Source organism: Nocardia ninae NBRC 108245 (assembly GCF_007990755.1).
Lineage (GTDB): Bacteria > Actinomycetota > Actinomycetes > Mycobacteriales > Mycobacteriaceae > Nocardia > Nocardia ninae.
In genome coordinates this window covers 1-19,056 of sequence record NZ_BJXA01000116.1, presented here as the reverse complement: position 1 = coordinate 19,056, position 19,056 = coordinate 1, and the positions used below count along the sequence as shown (strand labels likewise).

Below are 19,056 nucleotides of genomic sequence, written 5' to 3'. Positions count from 1 at the left end.
GCCGTTGCTACCGGCCCCAGCGGTCTGCTGGTCATCGACATCGACATCGAACACCGCCGTCCCGGCCAACCATCCGACGCCCCTCTCGCGCACCAGCTCTTGGGACGGCTCGCCGCCATCACCGGTGAGTCGTCGAGCCTGCTGACCTTCGCTGTGCGCACCCCCTCCGGCGGAGCCCACTTCTACTACCGCGCACCGACCACGCCCGAACTCGGCTGCTCGGTAGGCCGCATCGGACCGCTCATCGACTCACGCGGCCATGGCGGATACGTCGTCACCGCCGGCTCACGCACCAAGGCAGGGAGCTATCGGGTCATCGATCCACGACCGATAGCCGACCTGCCTTCAACACTGGTCGAGTTGCTGGTTCCGCCACCACCGCAGGCTCCTTCGAACCCGCCACCGGGATATCGGAACGCTTACCTCGCCGCGATCGTGGCCGACGAAGCCAGACACGTCGCCGATCCAGCGCCCCATACCCGCAACATCACCCTCTTTCGCGCAGCGGTAGTCCTGGGTCGTCTCGCCGCCGCAGGCGAGCTCACTGAACAACACGTGCGCGCCGCGCTCACCCACGCCGCCATCAAACATGTCGGCATCGACGGCTTCACCCGTGACGAACTCGACCGCGCGCTCACCAACGGCCTCGCCTACGGCGCCCGCCGACCGCGCCACCTCACGCCAGATCCCTGAACCAACCCAACATCGCACACCCCGCAGCACCGAAACGACTTTCCGCTGCCGTTGTGAAAGGACTCGCGACATGCATTCCGATCCGACACCGCAAACTCGAGCCGAAGAACTCGTAGCCCAGTACCTGACCAGTGCCGGGATAAAGATCCTCGACCGTAATTGGCGCCGCTCGTGCGGCGAGATCAGCCTCATCGCCCAAGATGGGGACACCACCGCGTTCGTCCAGGTGCACGCACAGACCATCTCGCCGTTCCAAGTCCCAGTCGCCGCGGTCACTTTCCTCAAGCGGCAACGCTTGCGTCGTACTGCCTTGCTGTGGCTGGCCGAGCACGACGGACCGTGGTGGAAAATCCGATTCGACGTGGCCGCGGTGCTGCTCGACCCTGATCACGAATCCGAAGTCCAATATTTTCAAGCTGCGTTCTGACCGGCGCTGCTCCGACGGTGCTGTCGATCAGCCCCACAGGGGATCAGAGCCGGGTCGGGTAGCCCGGCGATGAACCTGCGCCGCAACGGGAGTGGACAAGCCTTCGCTGCGCTCAGGTCGCCTGCGGCGATCCACTACCCGCTGGCGCAGAACCCCCGCCGGCCCTGCGGGCCCGACCCCGCCTCTGATGGCCACGGCCGCAGATCGACAGCCCCTCCGGTCAACGACCGAGTAGGGGTTGCCGGTCCATCCATTTCGAATCCGTCTATTCCGTAAGGAGATCACTCATGGCTGGAGACCTTTTCGTCACCGTGGTCGGTAACCTCACCGACAACCCCGACCTGCGTCAAACACCGGCCGGTAAGCCGGTACTCAATCTCACCGTCGCCCAGAACACTCGCTTTTTCGACCGTCACAGCAGTGAGTGGAAGGACGGCGACACGCTGTTCGTGCGCTGCAACATTTGGGACCACCAGGCCGTACATGCCGCCCAGAGTCTTCGGCGTGGAATGCGTGTGATTGTCACCGGCAAGCTCAAGCAGCGCAGCTATGACACTGCCGAGGGCGAAAAGCGCTACGTCACCGAGGTACTCGTCGACGAGATCGGCCCCTCCCTTCGCGGCGCCGTCGCCGATGTCGCCAAGATCGACCGCAACGCGGTCGACCCTCGCGAGCCCGCCGCACACTCGGCCCTCGAGCCGTCCTCAGACCCGGCACCCGCCGTCGAGAACCAGCTCGCCACGGTCGGCGCTGGCGACGACGAACCGCCGTTCTGACACTGCGTGGCTGGGCGGGCGACATCACCGGTGTCCCCGCCCAGCCACCCGAATCTCGCCGAAGTGAATCCGCGCGCTGACACTTGACGCCGGTTCGCGCCCTTCCCCCCGTGGAGGTGACCCACCCATGACCACCGATGACACGCTCCGCGCGCCTGCCCGGATCGACCACCCGGCGCGACCAGTGACCGCCCCCGCCCTACCGATGCTCGCCGCGTCCTCCGGTTCGAGTCCCGAGCTGGCGAGCACAACCCAGTTCGCACTCATCACCCTGCTCGAGACCCGCGTACGCGCCCTCGTCCTCGACAACCGCTTGCTACGCGCTCACCTACACCATCTCACCGTCGCGCTCGACGATTCTCTCGACCGCGAATCCGCCCACTCCCTATGCCCGCTGCACGAACGACTCGTACCGTCCCGGACTTCTTTCCCGCCACCTCTGGCATACCGATCGGTATCGCGTTGCAATAGGTTGACGCAGCCGATGCGGGCTGCGACACGATCGGAGGTCTGCTGATGTCCCTGATCTGGCTTATAGCGCTCGTCGTATTGGTTCTGCTCGTGGCGTGGTGGTTGTTTCCCATGCTGGCACGCATCCTCGGCTTTCTCATCGTCATCGACGCCCTACTGGGGATCGTGCTGTTCCCCAGCTACGCGCTACCCGCTCGCCTGCCCTGGCTCGCCGGTGGTGTGGCCCTGTGGCTGGCCGGGCACTGGGCCTGGGCCGCCAAACACGGCGCCTGGGGGTCCCGGCTCGCTCGCAGCTTCTTCGGACTCCCCGGGTTTCGGCACCTGATCCCCCGCTCGGTCCTGCTCAACTAGCAACCTCGACCGCCGAGCCTTACTCCGCACCGGCCCACGCTCGCACCGTGCGGCCGGTGCCGACGCACCCGCACGCAACAGTCGTTTCAGCTGCGCGGGGTCCAGGCCCGTCATCTGGGCCAGCTGCGGGCCATCCATGCCGCGCGCCTCGAGTCTTCGCAAGACCGCCCCTTGGGCCGACTCCGCTTCGGCGGCGATAGCTTCGTACCGGGCCGCCGCGCTCGCGATCACCGCGTCACGTCGCCGCGCCGCCCGCCCCAATCTGCCCGCCTGCTTACGCAATTCGACCAAGTCCGCCTCCGCAGCCTTCGCCGCCCGCGTCTGCGCCTCCAATACCCCCGCCATCACACTGCGCGCCCACTTACGCGCTGACACCTCCTGTGCGCCCATCACCCACCTCCTCCTCACCCGCGCCCGCCGAGTTGCGCGCGGCGATGCACGGGAATTCATCTTCCGATCAAATCTTCAATTCCAACAATCTCATCGAATTGTTACCAACACAATCCTCATCACCATTCCTTACCACTTCCCATATGGGTTTTATTTCCATCAACTGACACACCTCTTGCATCGCCATGCTACCGGCCGGTAATGTTTAATTAAATTGCTATTTCCGCGTTATCTTAGATGGCGTGATGACAATCCATCGACTACATGCAGGCGATGGCTACCAGTACCTTACGAGCCAGGTGGCCAGCGGGGATCGTCTGCGCGATCGCACCCGTGACCTCACCGACTATTACCTCGAGAGCGGCACCCCACCCGGCATATGGCTCGGCAGCGGCACTACCAGTTTGAGCGTTTCCGGTAATGTCACCGAGACGCAAATGCAAGCCTTGTTCGGCGAGGGACTACATCCACATGCCAATACGATAATCGCCACTGAAATCACTGCCGGAAAGACGGCCACACAAGCAATCGACGCTGCCAAACTCGGCGCCAGCTTCTACGAATACACCAACAACCCCTCCCCGATCACCGACATCCTCACACGCAACATCGACGCCTTCACCGACCTCCATCTGCGTCGCCCGACCTGGGATGAACGCACCATTCTGCGAACCGACGCCGCCCGCGAACACCTCACCACCACCCTCGGGCGCGAACCCGCACGCACCGAGATCGAGACCGCCCTGGCTCAGGAGAAGTCCGGCAGCCGCAAAGCGGTCGCCGGGTTCGATCTCGTCTTCACGCCACCGAAATCGATCTCGATCCTGTGGGGACTCGGCGACGACGAGCTCCGCAACGCGATCTGGCAGTGTCACACCGAGGCCGTGCGCGAGGTCCTGGCGTGGGCCGAGTCTCAATGCGCGGTCACCCGCCGCGGCCACAACGGCACGCACCAAATCGACGCCGAAGGATTCGTGATCGCCGCGTACGACCACTTCGACAACCGAACCGGCGACCCGAACCTGCACACCCACGCCGTCGTTTCGGGCAAGGTTCTGGGTTCGGACGGCAAGTGGTCTGCCTTGGACGCGCGGCCGTTGTACGCGGCGGCGGTGTCGTTCTCCTCGCGCTACAACGCCACCATCGTCGGCAAGGTTCGACGCCGGGTCGGGTTTCGTTTCGAGGAGCGCAGTCGCGGACGGGGTAAGCAACCGGTGCTGGAAATCGCGGGCGTCAGCGACCAAATGATTGCCGAGTTTTCGCGCACTCCTGACATCATTGCCCGCACCGAAGCACTCGTCGCCGACTACCGCGCGCGCCACGGCCGCAACCCGAGCACCGTCGTCCAATACCGGCTTGCCCAACAAGCAACCTTGCAGACCCGGCACGCGAAACCGCTCCCGAAAACGTTGCGCGCCATGATCTCCGAGTGGGATACCCGCACCCGCCGCTTCCTCGGCGACGGTCGTACCGCGGTCGGCTTCGCCCGCGATCTCCTGCACGCTCACACCCACCCCGATGCCCACCCTCGGACCGATCCGGAACAGATCGCGATCGCGGTCGGGGTCGACCTCGGTGGCCCCAGCGCTGTCATCGACAGCACTCGCGAGCAACTCGACGACTGCATCGACCACCACCTGGACGCTGCTGTCTTCCCCACGACCGCCGCGCGGACGCGAACCGCAAGGGCTGTCCGAAAGCTCTTCACCCCGCACCCCGAACTTGCGCTCTTGGACCGCATCTCAGCCGTGCACACCGCGCGTCTGCGCAAGCTCTGGGCACCGGACCGTATCACTCAAGACGTGGTCGAGACTGTCGCGCGGCGCCGGGCAACCTGGACCGAGGCCAACATTCGCTCCGCAGTCGAAGACCGCCTCGCGGTCATCGAGTTCCCCACCGACACCGCTCACCGTGGCGCGGTCGAACACATCACCGCCACCGTCCGCGACCAGCACAGCATCCAACTCACCATCCACCCCGACCCCGCGCCTGCCGCACTGGCCCGCCGCGACGGCGAGAGCGTGTTCACCCTCACCGGCGCCACCCGCTACACCTCCCAGACCGTTCTCGACGCCGAAACCCGGCTACTCAACTCCGCACACGCACCCAGTCCCGAAACAATCTCACCCCACCTCATCGATGCCGCGATCGCCCAGATCCGCAAACAAGACAAGCTCATTCTCAACGAAGGTCAACGCGAGATCGCCCGCTACTTGTGCTGCTGTGCAACAGAATTAGCGGTCGCGGTCGGGCCCGCCGGCACCGGGAAAACCACCGCGATGCGCGCGGTCGCCATCGCCTGGCGCGCTTCGGGCCGTGAGGTCATCGCCCTGGCACCCTCCGCGTCAGCGGCACGTGAACTCTCCAACAACCTGCGCATTCCCGCACACACCATCGACCGGCTCCTCACCCAAGCCGCCTACGGCGTCCCCACCGGCGTCACCCCGGGGACGATGCTGCTCATCGACGAAGCATCGATGGCCGCCACGGCGGACTTCGATGCTGTGCGCGCTCTGGCCCACGCCCACGGCGCGATTGTGCGCGCAATCGGTGACCCCGAACAACTCCCGGCCGTCGAAGCCGGCGGTATCTTCCGCACCCTCGCTCGCGACACCCGAGCACCCCAACTCCGCCAAGTCGTGCGCTTCATCGATCCCGCCGAAGCCGACGCCACCCTCGCCGTCCGCGACGGCGACATCGAGCGCGCCTGGGAGTTCTACAACAACAACGGCCGTGTCACGCACGGGATGAGCGATCAACTCCGTGCCGCCATCCTCGCCCAACACCTCGAGGACACCGCGGCCGGAATCTCCTCGCTCATGATCGCCGCCACCCTCAACGATGTCTCCGCGCTCAACGCCGCCGCCCAAGCCCACCATGCTCTCACCGGCCACATCGATACAAGCAAGGGCCGAGTCCTGTTGTCCGACAGCCATGCCGGCTATGTCGGTGACATCGTCGTCACGCGTCTCAACAACCCTCGCCTGCGCATCACCGGCGGCATCCGCCACGCCACCCATATCGACAACGGCGACCTGTGGACAATCCGGAAAATCCATCGCGACGGCACAGTCACCGTCCTGGGCACCAACCACCGCGGCAGCGTTCACCTACCCGCCGACTACATTCGCCACCACGTCGAACTCGGCTACGCCACCACCATCCACCGCGCCGAAGGCCTCACCGTCCGCCGCGCCTATGTACTGATGAACGAGACCCTCGGGCGCGCCCTGGCCTACGTCGGACTCACCCGCGGATCCGAACTCAACCGCATCTTCCTCGCCACCGACACCCTCATCGACCCCACCGGCAACCAGCAACCCGACGACCCCACCGAACCCCAACAGATCTTCGCTCGCGTCTTGGCCCGCGAGGACGAAAACCGCTCCGCCATCGACATCATGCGCGCAGAACAAGCCGCCGCCGACCACCGGGCTCGCACCACCTACCACCACGCCTACCAACTGCTCGCCGACGCCCGAGGCACCTATCTGCTCGCCCACGCCCTACCGGTCGTGTTCTACCGCGACACCATGCGCTCGCCCAATTATCAGCAGTTGCTCGACACCATCGCCCTCGCCGACGCCCACGGCCTCGACACCAACGCACTGGTCGCCTCGATCGCCACCGACAACTACCGAGACCTCGGCGAATCCCTCACCACTGCCCGAGACACCGCCGCCCTGCTGCGCGCACGCGCCGACACCTGGATCCACACAGACCAACCACCCGCACCTACCACCATCGCCATCGCCATCGCAGCGGTCGACACCCTCGCCAACCTGCCACCAGACGCGGCCAACGCCGTAATCGCGCGCCTCAACGCCACCCCGGCACTCGCCCACCCTGGGCAACGATTCCGCGCGTTGCGCGACTTCCCCTTCACCGGCCCCCTACGACCTGTCCCCACCCGCCATCCAACGATGGACGTCGAACTCGCCAGCCACGCAGAACAACTCCGGCTCCACCTCATCGCCCCGACAGCCGACCAGCTGCTGTCAACGCGTAGCAATATCTCCAATCCTGATATCGAATCCGACACCATGACCGCGTTCGGCGACGCATTGGTTCAATCAGCAACAGTGCCGATCAGCGATGCTTCACCCGACATCGATACTGCCTCGGTCTCTTCCAACTCGAGCCCGAGCGATGCCGTCACCGAGCCCCATACCGGCGATCTCGCCGACTACAACCACATCAACCGGGCCGAACGCGTCGATCGGATGTTGCGCGACTATCACCACTACGTCAAAGAACTGGCTGACGCCCGCACCGACCAGCTCCTCTACCGTTCGCTCCCCGTAGTCATCTACAAGCAGGCACAGAAGTCCCTGTATTACGACAAGCTGTTGGACACCATCGCCCTCGCCCACGCCCACTGCCTCGACACCACCGCACTCGTCGCCGCGATCGCCACCAACAACCACCACGACCTCGGAGCCAGCCTCCTACTCGTCGCTGGCCCCGCCCACGAACTCCGCAACCGCGCCGACATATGGATCAACGACCACGCTCCAGCCCGCAACGACATCCACTCCGATCGCGACTTCCGAGCGCTCACTGACTACCCGTACCCTCATCGCTTTCGGCCGATTCCCGACTATCCAGGCCGTGACGACCAGCTCGCCGACTACGCCCACGAACTACGTCAACGAATCGAACTCAGCACCCCACCCCACGTTCAACCCACTTCCGTCGACCATCCCGCCCACATGCGGGAGCCGAATCACGATCAGCCGCCATCCAACTCCACCGAGTCGAATCGACGACCAGACTCGCACTCCAAATCCCGACAACGGAATCGCCGCCGCCAACCGAACCCCCAGCCACGCCCAATCCGCCGACCGCGCATCTGAACACCCTGACGACGGTCGCGCGCCGCCCGATCGTCACAGTGGCTTCATATTCAGAACATCTGCACGGGCCATCTACTTGCACCCCACCGACCGCTGAGAAGCATCGCGCCCGGCCTTTGATAGACACGTTCTCTACTCGAGGTTGACTCCGTCGTGCGCTCGTACTCGAGGCCCCAGCTCATCGAACGCGTCCAGCACCCGCACGGCGAAGGCTGGCACCATGACTTCACGGACTTCCTCGGCGGTCATCCATTGCACCTCGACCGCCTCTGCTGTTGGGTGAGGGCTACCGGGATGTGCCGTGCATCGAAACACAAGTGCCACAATGCCGCCCTTCAGGTTCTTATAGACGCCTGTCAGGCGGTCGACACGGACGTTCAGCCCGGTTTCCTCAGCGACCTCTCGGCGCACGCCTTCTTCGAAGGTTTCATCGAGTTCCAGCACGCCTCCCGGGGCCTCCCAATGACCGTTGTCGGCTCGGCGAATAACCAGGACACGGTCATCTGCGTCGACGACTATGCCCGAGACACTCACGGAATGCTTCGGCAGGTTCATCGATCCTCCATTGAATGTCACGGTCCAAGCCCGCGTCTGCGGGCTAAGACTAAGCTAGTTGTCTAGGTATGTTCGTGGCGGATGAGGAAGGGTCTGATGCTCCAGCTCGGGACAGTGGATCGCTCCGACGGTCGCGCGCCGTATCGCCAGATCGCCGACATGCTCCGTGATGCGATTTCCGCCGGTGAGATCGCTCCGGGCGAGCCGTTGCCTTCCGAGGCTGAGTTGACAACACATTTCGGTGTTGCCCGGATGACCGCCCGCCAAGCGGTGCAGGAACTCCGCAATGAGGGCCTTGTCTATGCGGAGCAGGGACGCGGTGTATTCGTCCGCCACGAACCGCCGATCCGCCGCCTAGCCTCGGACCGGTTTGCCCGCAAACACCGTGCAGGTGCGAGCGGTAAGGCCGCGTTCTCCGTAGAGGCCGAGAAGGCTGGATTCGCTCCCGCTGTCGATCGAATCCAGATATCTCACTGTGCCGCTGGCCTTTCCGTCGCTGAGCGCTTGCGTGTGGAGCCGGGTAGCGAGCTTGTCGTGCGCGCACGCCGATATCTGGCCAATGGACGTCCGGTCGAGACGGCCACGTCTTACATTCCTGTCGCGTTCGCTGCGGGGACCCGGATCGAGGAGCCGGACACCGGCCCTGGCGGGATCTATGCACGCCTCGAAGAGTTGGGCCATATTCTTGCTCGCTTCACCGAGGAGGTCGGCGCGCGAATGCCGACACCCGATGAACGTCGCGAGTTGGAGCTGGCTGACAGCGTGCCGGTGATTACCGTCGTGCGGACTGCGTACGACACCGATGATGTAGCGGTCGAGGTGTGCGAAACCGTGAAGGTCGCGAGCGCCTACCTGCTCGAATACGACTTCCCCGCCCGCTGATTCGCGATCACCGCAGTCGAATACTCGAAAACACCTGTACTTGTCTAGACATGACCGATACGATCGTTCTCTACTTGTCTAGAGGAGTTCAGCAACGAGCCGGGCCCCCCATGACCTGGAACGAGAGGAGGGGACGGGGATGACGAACGAACAGGATCAGGCACGGCAGCGCCCTCACGGCGGTAACGCGACAAGCGATCCACGTCTGCTACCGAGTGGTACTCGGGTTGCCGTCACAGGTGGTGCGGGCTTCATCGGAAGTCGGGTCGTAGCACGGCTCTTGCGCCTAGGAAGCCGAGTCCAGGTGATCGATGACTTGTCGATCGGCCGAGTCGCCCAGTTGCGCGAGGCGTTTCGTCTTGGCCTGTCCGAGAGCGATATTCGAGTGGTTGACGTTCGGAGTAAGAACTGTGCCGCTGCCATCCTGGAGTGGCGCCCCGCTGTGGTGGTTCATCTGGCCGCGCAGGCGAGCCTGCCGGTGGCGTTGCGGTCGCCGCTGATGGACGCCGATATCAACATCAGGGGCAGCGTCAATGTGTTGGAGGCATGCACTCGCGCAGACGTGGGCCTGGTCGTATTCGCCGCGAGCGCAGCTATTTACGGACAGGTTCCACCCGAGCATCTTCCGGTCACCGAGCAGACTCCGATCGTGCCGTGCTCCCCGTATGGCCTCAGCAAGGCCACTGCGCTGCGCTATCTGGACTTGTTCGAACGCCATCGCAACCTTCCGTATGTCGCCTTGGCGATCGGAAATGCCTACGGCCCCAGGCAGATCGGTGCCAACTGTGGTGTGATCCCCCGTATCGCCAGCGAAGTCGTGCGAGGCATGCCGCCATCCATTACCGGCGACGGCCAGCAAACTCGTGATTTCGTCCACGTGACCGACGTCGCAGAAGCGGTGGTGAAGGCGTGCACTGGCCGCGGACGAGGGCTCATCAACATCAGCTCAGGCCAAGAAGCCAGCATTGCAGAGGTTTTCGATACGGTCTGCCAGTTGGCCGATGCACGGATAACCCCGACGTTTGTGCCTGCGATGCCTGGCGATGCTCGCCGGATGGTCATGGACATAACCCGAGCCCGCAGGGCACTCGGCTGGCAACCGATGGTCCCACTGACCGACGGGATAGCTGAGGTTGTACGGAACGCACAGACACCGCGGGCGGAGCTCGCCGTATGACCACGTGGGTCCGCACCTGCCATCTCGGACCAGTTTCGGTCGGCCTGATCACCAACAGCCAGGTGGTCCTCGATCTTCTGGGCGAGTTCTATCAGATAACCGACGCAGATCGCCTACCGTCGAGTTGGACCGTCGAGGCGATAGTTGGTCCGCTGACACCACAGCTGGCCATCAATCCTTGGGGCGTCGGTTATGCCGCATCACCGCAGGCCCGGCGAATCCGGCTGCAAGCCAATGGTCCTCATCACTTGGCGGTCACCGCACGTAAAACCATCCGTGAGGCGCTGATCGACCACTGCGAGCAGCGGCACTACATCATGCTGCATGCCTCCGCGGTCGTCGACGACCACAGAGTGATCGTCATCGTGGGAGATAAGGGCAGCGGAAAGACCACACTCGGTCTGAAATCGGTTCTGTCCCATGAGATGCGGTATCTGTCCAACGACCACTTGATCGTCTATTCCGACCCCAACGACCCATCCTCACCCTTGACGTTGACGTCGCTCCCGACGCTGATACCACTGAAGATCGGTACGTATCTCGATCTGGAACAAAACCTTCCGCCACCATGGGACACCGACGGCTTGGACATCGACGCCCACCGCAACGTCAGCCGCGAAAAGCTCTACGGGTCCGACCGGCGTGTGCTTTACACGTTCCCTGGGCTCGGGCAGCAGAACCCGATCGAGGTCGACCTTCCCGACAACGGTCCAGGCCCGAGTGTGGTCGTTGTCTTGGCCAGCTACACCAACGGCAGCCCCATGCGAGCAATGATCGATGATCCCGTAGGTGCGCTGATACCGCATGTGCGCACGGATTGGATGTTCGACCGGAATCTCAACCAGCACTACCTGCCTCGCCATGAACGCGATATACACGAGTACTTGGCCGACGCGCAGAGGCTCGTCCGCAGGCTTGCCGATCGGGCGACAGTCCTCGAATGGCGCCACAGCGGCGACCCGTCCGAACTACTGGAACCCACGGTGCTGAAAGGGAGTCGATCATGACGCCCCTAGTCAGTGTGGTGATCCCCACCTACAACCGCCCTGCAATCCTCCGGTCAGCGCTGTCGAGTGTTGTGGGGCAACGCGGTGTTCCGGGCGAGATCGAGGTGATCGTCGTCAACGACGGCGGCACCGAAGTGAACGACGCGATCGACACCGCCCGCGACCGCGGCTTGTGCACTCGACTGATCGATCTGCCGGTGAATCGCGGCCTGTCGAGTGCCCGCAACGTCGGGATCGATGCCGCCAGAGGAGAGTTCCTGGCGCTACTCGATGACGATGACGTCTTCCTGCCGGATCATCTGGCCACCATGATCGAGACGATCGGGCGCGAAAACGTTGACGCGGCGTACGGAATTTGTCCAGTGAGTACGAGCCGCGTCGATCCGGCCCTGCCACCGCCCCAGCTCGAGTCTTGGTCGCACCCCTTCGACGGCGAGCTGCTGTCGGTGGCCAATTTCATCTCGGTCCATGCCGCCGTCGTGCGGATGCCACCAGCTAATGCCCGCTATGACCCCGGATTGTCGGCGCTCGAGGACTGGGACATGTGGCTGCGGCTGACCCGTGAGCACGGCTACCGATTCCACCACGTGCCGCAACCGACCGTGATCTATCACCGGTTACCCGCGCAGAACAGTATGTGCGGCGCCACGATGTCAAACGCTGCCGCTCTGTCGGGTTTTGGCAGACTCGCCCAGCGGATCTGGGCGCGCTGGCCAGCCACCACGGCGCGATCACAACGGTTCCGTCTCTACATTGCTGTTCTGTACTGGCAGGCACTGACCGTGGTCGCCGAAGGCGGCACACTGGCCGGAGACTTTTTCCAGCGCTGTATCGGCGAGATCTCGGCCACCTGGCATGGCCAGCAATCCGAATCCGACCTGCCCGCCCGCATCACCGACTCGATTCAGGAGCGCCGTGTCGACATGGCCCGATGACCTTACTGCCGCGACCCGCGCGGCCGACGTTCGAATCAGCACCGTGCTGCAGCAGACGGACAAGACGGTACTGGCGAGGGGTACGCGCGCCGGTAGACCAGTCGCCATCAAATTCTTGCTCGACTCTGACCCCTTCTGGATGGCGAAGTGGCGCCACGAACTGTCGGTCTACCAGGTCTTTGCTCGCACACCGCCGCCGGTTCGCGTGCCAAGACTCCTCGATACCGACGACACACGGCTGATGGTGTTGGAGTGGGTCGAGGGCACACAACTCGACACAGATCGCTACCCGCAACGCCCTATCACCGATCACCAGGCCGAGGTGATGTTGTCCTGTGTGGCTGCCTTCAACCGCTGGCAACCTCCTGCTGAGCCATTCGAGGTCATCTTCGACTATTCCGACCGATTCCGCCGCTATCACGGGTTGGGCTATCTGTCCGACGCCGATCACGATGCCCTGCAACAACTTCTCACGATTACCGGACTGCCCGATCAGCCCAACCATGGCGACCCGTTGGCCAGCAACATCCTGCTCGATGATCGAGATCAGGTCACGCTGCTCGACTGGGAGTTCACCGGCCTGTTTCTGCCCGGCTTCGATCTGGCCATGCTGCACACCCAACTCGGCGCGCACACACCACAGATCAAGAGCCGCATTGACACATCGGTCTCCGAGGCCGGCATCGAGACACCGTTCGTCCTCAACTTAGCGGCGGTGCTCACGCGCGAGCTCCGCATCCACCAAGAACTACCCGACAACCCGATCCGCCGGACTCGGCTTCCTCTCATCGAAACCGCCTGGGGCCAGGCACGACAACGTCTCCATCAGCTGCGATAGGAGTTCGGGATGCATATCGCGATGGTCCACCGTGACCTCCATCAACGAACGCGCGGAGGCATCTGCACGCTGTATCGGGCCCTCGCCGCCGCCATGGCGTCCCGCGGACATCAGATCACCCTGATGACGCAGGAAACACTCGACCCGGTGGCCGCCGGTCGTGTGCGGGTCGTGGCGTTGCCGCGTACCGAGGATCTCGTGGCGCATCGCGTAGCAGTGGCTGATCTGCTGTGGCGGATCGAACCAGATGTGATCGACTGCTCGACTTGGGAAGCCGAAACACTCACCTACCTCACCCAACACCGAACCAGCCGCGCACCGGTGCTGGTCCGAGGCGAATTCAGCGCCCGCACCCTCGGCGCACCGGAACTTGCACAAGACGAACGCCATCTAGTCCACCTCGCAGATCGCGTGATCGCCGTCAGCCACTACGCGGCCCGCGACCTACTCGGGGCTTACGACATCCCCCTCCCCGCGGTGATCCATAACGGTATCGACCGCAACCGATTTCACCCCGGCCCGGTATATACACCGACCAGCGGGGTTCGAGTGTCGCTCAACGACGACGGCGAACCGATCAACCCGACACCGCTCTCGGCGCTGCTCGAATCAGGTGAGTCAGCGCCGCCGTTCACACCCGACCCACACGATCGGACACAACTGGTATGGGTGGGAAAGATTACGCCGATGAAGGGCTGGGATCTTCTCGAACAGATCGCCGCCAAACTGCAAGACCTCGCTGTTATCACCGTGCTGCTCGGCCACTCCTCCGCATTCTGCCCAGTAACCCACAAATCCACTCTGCTCACGGTGCTCCATGACCTCGACGACACCGACATGCCCGCCCTCTACCGCAGCGCCGACTGGCTCCTCTCAACGAGCCGATGGGAAGGATTCGGACTGGCAATCGCCGAAGCAATCGCCTGCGGCACACCAGCGCTCCTCCCCAAAACCCTCGGCGTCGCCCCCGAACTACTGACCTCCGGCGGCGGCTACACCTACCACGACGCCGACGACCTGGCCCGCCTACTCACGACCGAACAGCCACACAACGCGGACCTACCGCGCCATTTCGACTGGGGCATCAACGCCGCCGCCACCCTTGATCACTATCGACAACTCATCGGTGCGTGACCAATGCGGATTCTGCTGATCGGCCCAACAGGCGGCGAAGGAAGCCTCCCGCCGTATCTGAACGTCCTCACGACCGGACTGCGCGAACACGGTGCCCAGGTGGACCGGTTGGGCAGCCCCGGAATACCCTATGCGCCTGCGCAATCAGCGTTCTGGCCAGCTGATCGAATCATCGAAACCGCTGAACGACTACTCGCCACCGTCGACCTCAACGCTTACGACGTGCTCAGCATCCACTACGGAAACCTCGAAATCGAGCAACTCCTACCCTGCCTGTGGACGCGACAGAATCGGCCGCCCGCGATCTATCACGTTCATTGCCTCGACTGGACGTTGTTCACCACTCACGTTCCAAACCAGACGCTTCGAGCACTCGTCGACAACGCCATCGACACGATGGACGGATTCGTCTTCTTCGGCGACTACGGCCGAACACAACTCGCGCGTCAGTACCACTTCGCGGTGCCCTCCACCGTGAGCTGGCTCCCGACCACCATCCCACCCCACACGCGGACCACCACGAGAACGGCATGGTGGCCAGCTGCCGCACCAACCGAACCACGTCCTGTCGCGAGTTTCTATGGCTACGCCGCACCATGGAAGGACCTTGCCGGACTCATTCGTGCCTGCAAAAGAACTCGTCATCCCTGCACAGTGCTAGTCGCCGGCCCGCTATGGGACGACCCACACCAAGCAGGAACCGATCTGAGCCGAGAAATCCACACTGGCCAGAGCCACGGCGCGACCGAAGTTGTCGCCGTTCCGACCTACCTCGAGCCCGCAGACCGCCTCGCCCTCGTCCAACGCACGAGCTTCGGCGTATTCCCATACCGTGAGCAACCCACTTTCCAAGGCAGCGGCGCCATAGCCGACTACCTCGCCCACGGAATCCCAGTTCTGGCAACAGATATCGCCAACATGGCCGAGCTCATAGGCGACGCCGGACAGATCGTCCACCCCGGCGACGACATCGCCCTCGGACACGCTATCGACCGACTTTCCTGCGACACCAAGCACCGAAACAAACTGTCGTGCAACGCTCATCGACGCTCGAACCTGTTCAGCGCGTCCCACCACGCCGCACAATGCCTACAGCTCTACGACAAGGTCATCGCAGACCGAACGCGGTCGATATGAACCAGCCTCTCGCATCCGGAGAACTGCTGATCGCACGGCACGGCGAAGCACACTGCAACCGCGACGGAGTCATCGGCGGACCCGCTGGCTGCCGCCAGCCTCACCGGCCAAGGCCGACATCAAATCGAGCTGCTTGCGCACAGACTCGGACGCCGCCAGTTCGAACACCCTATCCACGCCCTCTACACCAGCCCACTGCCTCGAACACGAGAAAGCGCTGCCATCATCGGCATGCACCTCCGAATCACACCCGAAGTAGTCCCGCAACTGGCCGAACAAGACCACGGCAGCGCAGACGGACGCCATTGGCATGATGTCGTCCATGAATACGGTGGTATTCCCGCTCTTGACCCTGACCGGGCGCTGACGCCCGATGGCGAAACGTGGCGTGAATACCTTCACCGGTCCAGCCAAGCAATCAGCCGAATCCTCGCACAGCACACGGCGATCGCGTCCTCATCCTCGGGCACGGCGAAACCGTCGACGCGACGTTTCACACCTTTTCGACCTACCGGTAACCAGTCGGTCCACCGGCGCCATAGCCATCTTCCACGCCAGCCTCACAGTTTGGCAGCAACAGCCGCTATCTTGGACGACACCTGCCGCTGGGTCCCGTTGGACCCTGTTGTCGCAGAATGACATTCATCATCTATCACTCGAACCCACCTGGCCAGGAATCGAATCCGCAGGTGAAAGCACTCGCATCTAGCAATACCGATGAATTCCGCCCCCCGGCGCCGAACCCAACGCTAGCGGAGCTATCCATGTAGGGAATCCCGTGGACCGCTTCACCGGCCGCGCCTATTCCGCCCAGCTCCTGCGCGCCGACCTCCACCGCTTCACGGCCGTCATGCTCACCAACATCACTGAAACCGACCAGGAACCTGCCACCGACCCCGAGTGCTGACTGGCTGTCCGTTGCCAGTGCAGTTGAGCCATTGCCGCCGAAACTGAGCCGTCATTGGAATATGACCGTGATCGACCCCCCACGCACCACTCCCAGGACGGGCCGGCGCCCGGGGAAGCGCGGCTTCCCCGGGCGCCGGTGTGCTGCTCGTTCGAGTCAGCGCTCACTCATCGCGATACAGCGACAAGCACACCATGTCGGGCTCGAAGCCTAGTTCCTTCCAGAACTTGTGGTCGTCATGCGCGTCGGCGCAGGACAAATATCGGACCGTGGCGGCACCTCGATCCCGCAGCCAGCTGACGGCAGCCTCGGCCAGCGCCCGGCTGACTCCCTTGCCCCGCTCCTCCGGCACGACATACAGGGAATCGACCTCCCCGGAAAGACCGGGCAACAGACCGTCTCCGATGTCGGTGCAGCCGTTCACAAAGCCAATAATCCGGCCGCCATCCACCGCCACAAGGCAGAACGCGTCGCGGTGCCAGGCACACATCGCGAGCATGCGCGACAGGTTGCGCCGACCGTGCTCCGTGAGCGGGCCACCGTCTTCAATCTCGCGACACATGCGATCCCACAGACCGCCGACCGTGTCGCCTTCACTCTCGTGAATCCGTCTTATCTCCATGGCATTCCTTCCGTTCCATTCTGCTGACGAGCGTGCAGAACGGCGGACGGGCGGAGCCCGCGGCCACAGAGCGTTACTGTGTCTCTAACGTCAACCCGGCATGGCCCCACGATAGCCCAGCACCGGACGACCTTGCCCTGTCATCCTGAACCGTCAGGATCCCCGAACCACTTGATCTGCGCCCCAGCTACCTACGCCGTCACATCACCCCCAAGCCGTCGACGAGGAGTGCCATCTATCCGCACCAGCTGACCAACCGGCATTACGCAGGTTGAGATCACCTTCAACGGCAAGCCTCACCGCACCGCCTGCCACTGAAGGCGAGCTACCGCAGCAGCATCCGCTGACCAGCTCCCATTCACTGACACCGGACACTGGCACTGCCCATGGCGGAACGGCCGGTCAGCGGCCCGCTGTCCTGCGCCAGTGCAGTTGGCCCAGCGGTAAGGCGCTGACCTTGGGTGGACCAATTAGAGTGGCGGAGCGAATCTGGCTTACTGTCATTGAAGTTGGCCCAAGTCAGTGTTTAGGAGCTCGCGTGGTCCAGGCGTGAAGGATCTCGTGGGCCAGCCAGTGATCGAGACCGTGGGCGTGGTCGATGCGGGATGCCACAGCTAGCTAGCGTCTGGTGGGTCCGCCGCCCACCAACGCACAATGGTGCCCATGCGAGCCTGTCGCTGGGGGGATTGGCAATCGCCGGGGTGTGTGCTGTGGCATGGACCGTGTGGGCTGGCTACATCGGTGAAATCCGACGTCGTTCATCGGTGAATCCTGACGGCGGTCTGAACGAGCAGGATGCTATGTCGGCGAAATCTGACGTCGCGATCATGCTTGACACCACCGTCGATGGCCCCTCTAGATTGCGCCCGCAGCGCATTGCCGTGCATTCCCCTACCAGGGGTGCGGCGGGCAAGGCGGTCGCTACGCGGGCCGTCGGAGATCCCCGGCTGACCCTGCGGCCACGACCGCCCAGACGCCACTACGAGATTGCCCAGGTTCCCGCGCCTCTCACCTCGACCGCATCGGGCAACTTCGGATCGATCTGGCAGGTCAACTTGACGGTGTTCCCCGCGTTGTCCATGATCTCGAGTTCGGTGTCTGCGGTTCCCACTCGCCCTTGAACGGCGGCGCTAACTCCCGGGGCGTCGAGATCGCCGTCGACTTTCGCATCAGTGCGCTCGATCGCAGGGAAGGACGCGCTGAGGTTCCCGGCGAAAGTATGTGTGCGGCCGTCGTCGTCGGTGAAGTCGAACTCAACTGTGCGGTCTTGGAATTTTACGTGCGCTTGCTGTGACATGGGTAGGTGCTCCTGTCAGAGATCGAAAGATGCTGAGACGCCCTGCCGCCCGAGTCCGAACGGATACCGACCCGCGCCGGATCCGCGCGATGCTGCGGCGTTCTCGCCACTGTGTCAATGTCTGTCGCGATACCGCCAGATAGTCAGAACACTGGTTCGTCGGCCTCGCTGCCAACAGGTAGGTAAACGCGCGAAGGGTGAAGCGCCGAGCTGCACCAGCGGACATCGTTGTCGGTCGATGTAGTTCGACCTGAAACATCTCCAAACACGTTGATACCCAATGACCTTGCGCATAAACCATCGCGCTCCCCGCTGCTCGTCACTGTCGCCGGGCGCCCACCCACCCCGGTGGCTGAAAACCGTCGCCAAGGCTGTCGCCCGCGATGTGCGAGCAACTACCGAAGACGCGTGCCCATCGGCTACTTTTCGTGCGTTCGGCTCACACGCCTGGCCAGCGGACACGGTCGTCAGTGACATCAGATTTCGCCGATACCAGTCGGTCTCAGCCTCGCTACCCGACGCCAGAACTCACCGATAAACGACGTCCGAATTCACTGCCCTAGCCAGTGGGCGGCCTTGAATGTCGTGATCGGGTTGTACG

17 protein-coding genes are annotated in these 19,056 nt (G+C 63.5%); 14 read left to right on the top strand and 3 right to left on the bottom strand.

What is annotated here, in order from left to right:
* The 5 genes from NN4_RS41555 to mobF form a co-directional block, all read left to right on the top strand.
* Positions 1-693, top strand: a 693-nt coding sequence (locus tag NN4_RS41555) for a bifunctional DNA primase/polymerase (protein WP_147143130.1), incomplete at its 5' end; no start/stop codon positions are given.
* Between the two features lie 70 nt (positions 694-763).
* Positions 764-1,120, top strand: coding sequence for a YraN family protein (locus NN4_RS41550; RefSeq protein ID WP_147143127.1), 357 nt, complete (start codon positions 764-766; stop codon positions 1,118-1,120).
* Between the two features lie 287 nt (positions 1,121-1,407).
* Entirely contained in the window at positions 1,408-1,896 is a 489-nt protein-coding gene (ssb, locus tag NN4_RS41545) for a single-stranded DNA-binding protein (RefSeq protein WP_147143124.1), read from the top strand.
* A 516-nt stretch (positions 1,897-2,412) separates the two neighbouring features.
* Positions 2,413-2,718: a hypothetical protein gene (locus NN4_RS41540; RefSeq protein ID WP_147143121.1), complete on the top strand. Its 306-nt coding sequence runs from the start codon at positions 2,413-2,415 to the stop codon at positions 2,716-2,718.
* Positions 2,719-3,353: 635 nt separating this feature from the next.
* Complete coding sequence (mobF, locus tag NN4_RS41535) at positions 3,354-7,964, top strand: MobF family relaxase (RefSeq protein ID WP_246181388.1); 4,611 nt, start codon at positions 3,354-3,356, stop codon at positions 7,962-7,964.
* 132 nt (positions 7,965-8,096) lie between these two features.
* Here mobF and NN4_RS41530 read toward each other — a convergent pair whose 3' ends face one another.
* The gene (locus NN4_RS41530; protein ID WP_147143114.1) at positions 8,097-8,519 is read right to left on the bottom strand and encodes an NUDIX hydrolase; all 423 of its coding nucleotides are present in this window, start codon (positions 8,517-8,519) and stop codon (positions 8,097-8,099) included.
* 96 nt (positions 8,520-8,615) lie between these two features.
* Here NN4_RS41530 and NN4_RS41525 point away from each other — a divergent pair, with 96 nt between their 5' ends.
* The 9 genes from NN4_RS41525 to NN4_RS46725 all read left to right on the top strand — a co-directional run bounded on the left by NN4_RS41525 (position 8,616) and on the right by NN4_RS46725 (position 16,536).
* Entirely contained in the window at positions 8,616-9,401 is a 786-nt protein-coding gene (locus NN4_RS41525; RefSeq protein WP_147143110.1) for a GntR family transcriptional regulator, read from the top strand.
* Between the two features lie 139 nt (positions 9,402-9,540).
* Positions 9,541-10,578 carry an NAD-dependent epimerase/dehydratase family protein gene (locus tag NN4_RS41520; RefSeq protein ID WP_147143107.1) on the top strand — a complete coding sequence of 346 codons (1,038 nt, stop codon included), beginning with the start codon at positions 9,541-9,543 and terminating at the stop codon, positions 10,576-10,578.
* Positions 10,575-11,585, top strand: a complete 1,011-nt coding sequence (locus tag NN4_RS41515; protein WP_147143104.1) for a P-loop NTPase family protein — start codon at positions 10,575-10,577, stop codon at positions 11,583-11,585. The genes NN4_RS41520 and NN4_RS41515 overlap by 4 nt, the downstream gene beginning before the upstream one ends.
* A 14-nt stretch (positions 11,586-11,599) precedes the next feature.
* Positions 11,600-12,520 carry a glycosyltransferase family 2 protein gene (locus NN4_RS41510; RefSeq protein ID WP_186818883.1) on the top strand — a complete coding sequence of 307 codons (921 nt, stop codon included), beginning with the start codon at positions 11,600-11,602 and terminating at the stop codon, positions 12,518-12,520.
* Between the two features lie 43 nt (positions 12,521-12,563).
* Positions 12,564-13,358, top strand: a complete 795-nt coding sequence (locus NN4_RS41505; RefSeq protein WP_222595267.1) for a phosphotransferase — start codon at positions 12,564-12,566, stop codon at positions 13,356-13,358.
* A 9-nt stretch (positions 13,359-13,367) separates the two neighbouring features.
* Positions 13,368-14,492 carry a glycosyltransferase family 4 protein gene (locus NN4_RS41500; RefSeq protein WP_147143095.1) on the top strand — a complete coding sequence of 375 codons (1,125 nt, stop codon included), beginning with the start codon at positions 13,368-13,370 and terminating at the stop codon, positions 14,490-14,492.
* A gap of 99 nt (positions 14,493-14,591) precedes the next feature.
* Positions 14,592-15,629: a glycosyltransferase gene (locus tag NN4_RS41495; RefSeq protein WP_222595266.1), complete on the top strand. Its 1,038-nt coding sequence runs from the start codon at positions 14,592-14,594 to the stop codon at positions 15,627-15,629.
* A gap of 84 nt (positions 15,630-15,713) precedes the next feature.
* Entirely contained in the window at positions 15,714-16,268 is a 555-nt protein-coding gene (locus NN4_RS47085; protein WP_147143133.1) for a histidine phosphatase family protein, read from the top strand.
* Between the two features lie 139 nt (positions 16,269-16,407).
* The gene (locus tag NN4_RS46725) at positions 16,408-16,536 is read left to right on the top strand and encodes a hypothetical protein (protein ID WP_281289466.1); all 129 of its coding nucleotides are present in this window, start codon (positions 16,408-16,410) and stop codon (positions 16,534-16,536) included.
* Positions 16,537-16,699: 163 nt separating this feature from the next.
* Here NN4_RS46725 and NN4_RS41485 read toward each other — a convergent pair whose 3' ends face one another.
* Entirely contained in the window at positions 16,700-17,158 is a 459-nt protein-coding gene (locus NN4_RS41485; RefSeq protein WP_147143089.1) for a GNAT family N-acetyltransferase, read from the bottom strand.
* Positions 17,159-18,137: 979 nt separating this feature from the next.
* Complete coding sequence (locus NN4_RS41480; protein WP_147143086.1) at positions 18,138-18,455, bottom strand: hypothetical protein; 318 nt, start codon at positions 18,453-18,455, stop codon at positions 18,138-18,140.
* Between the last annotated feature and the right edge of the window lie 601 nt (positions 18,456-19,056).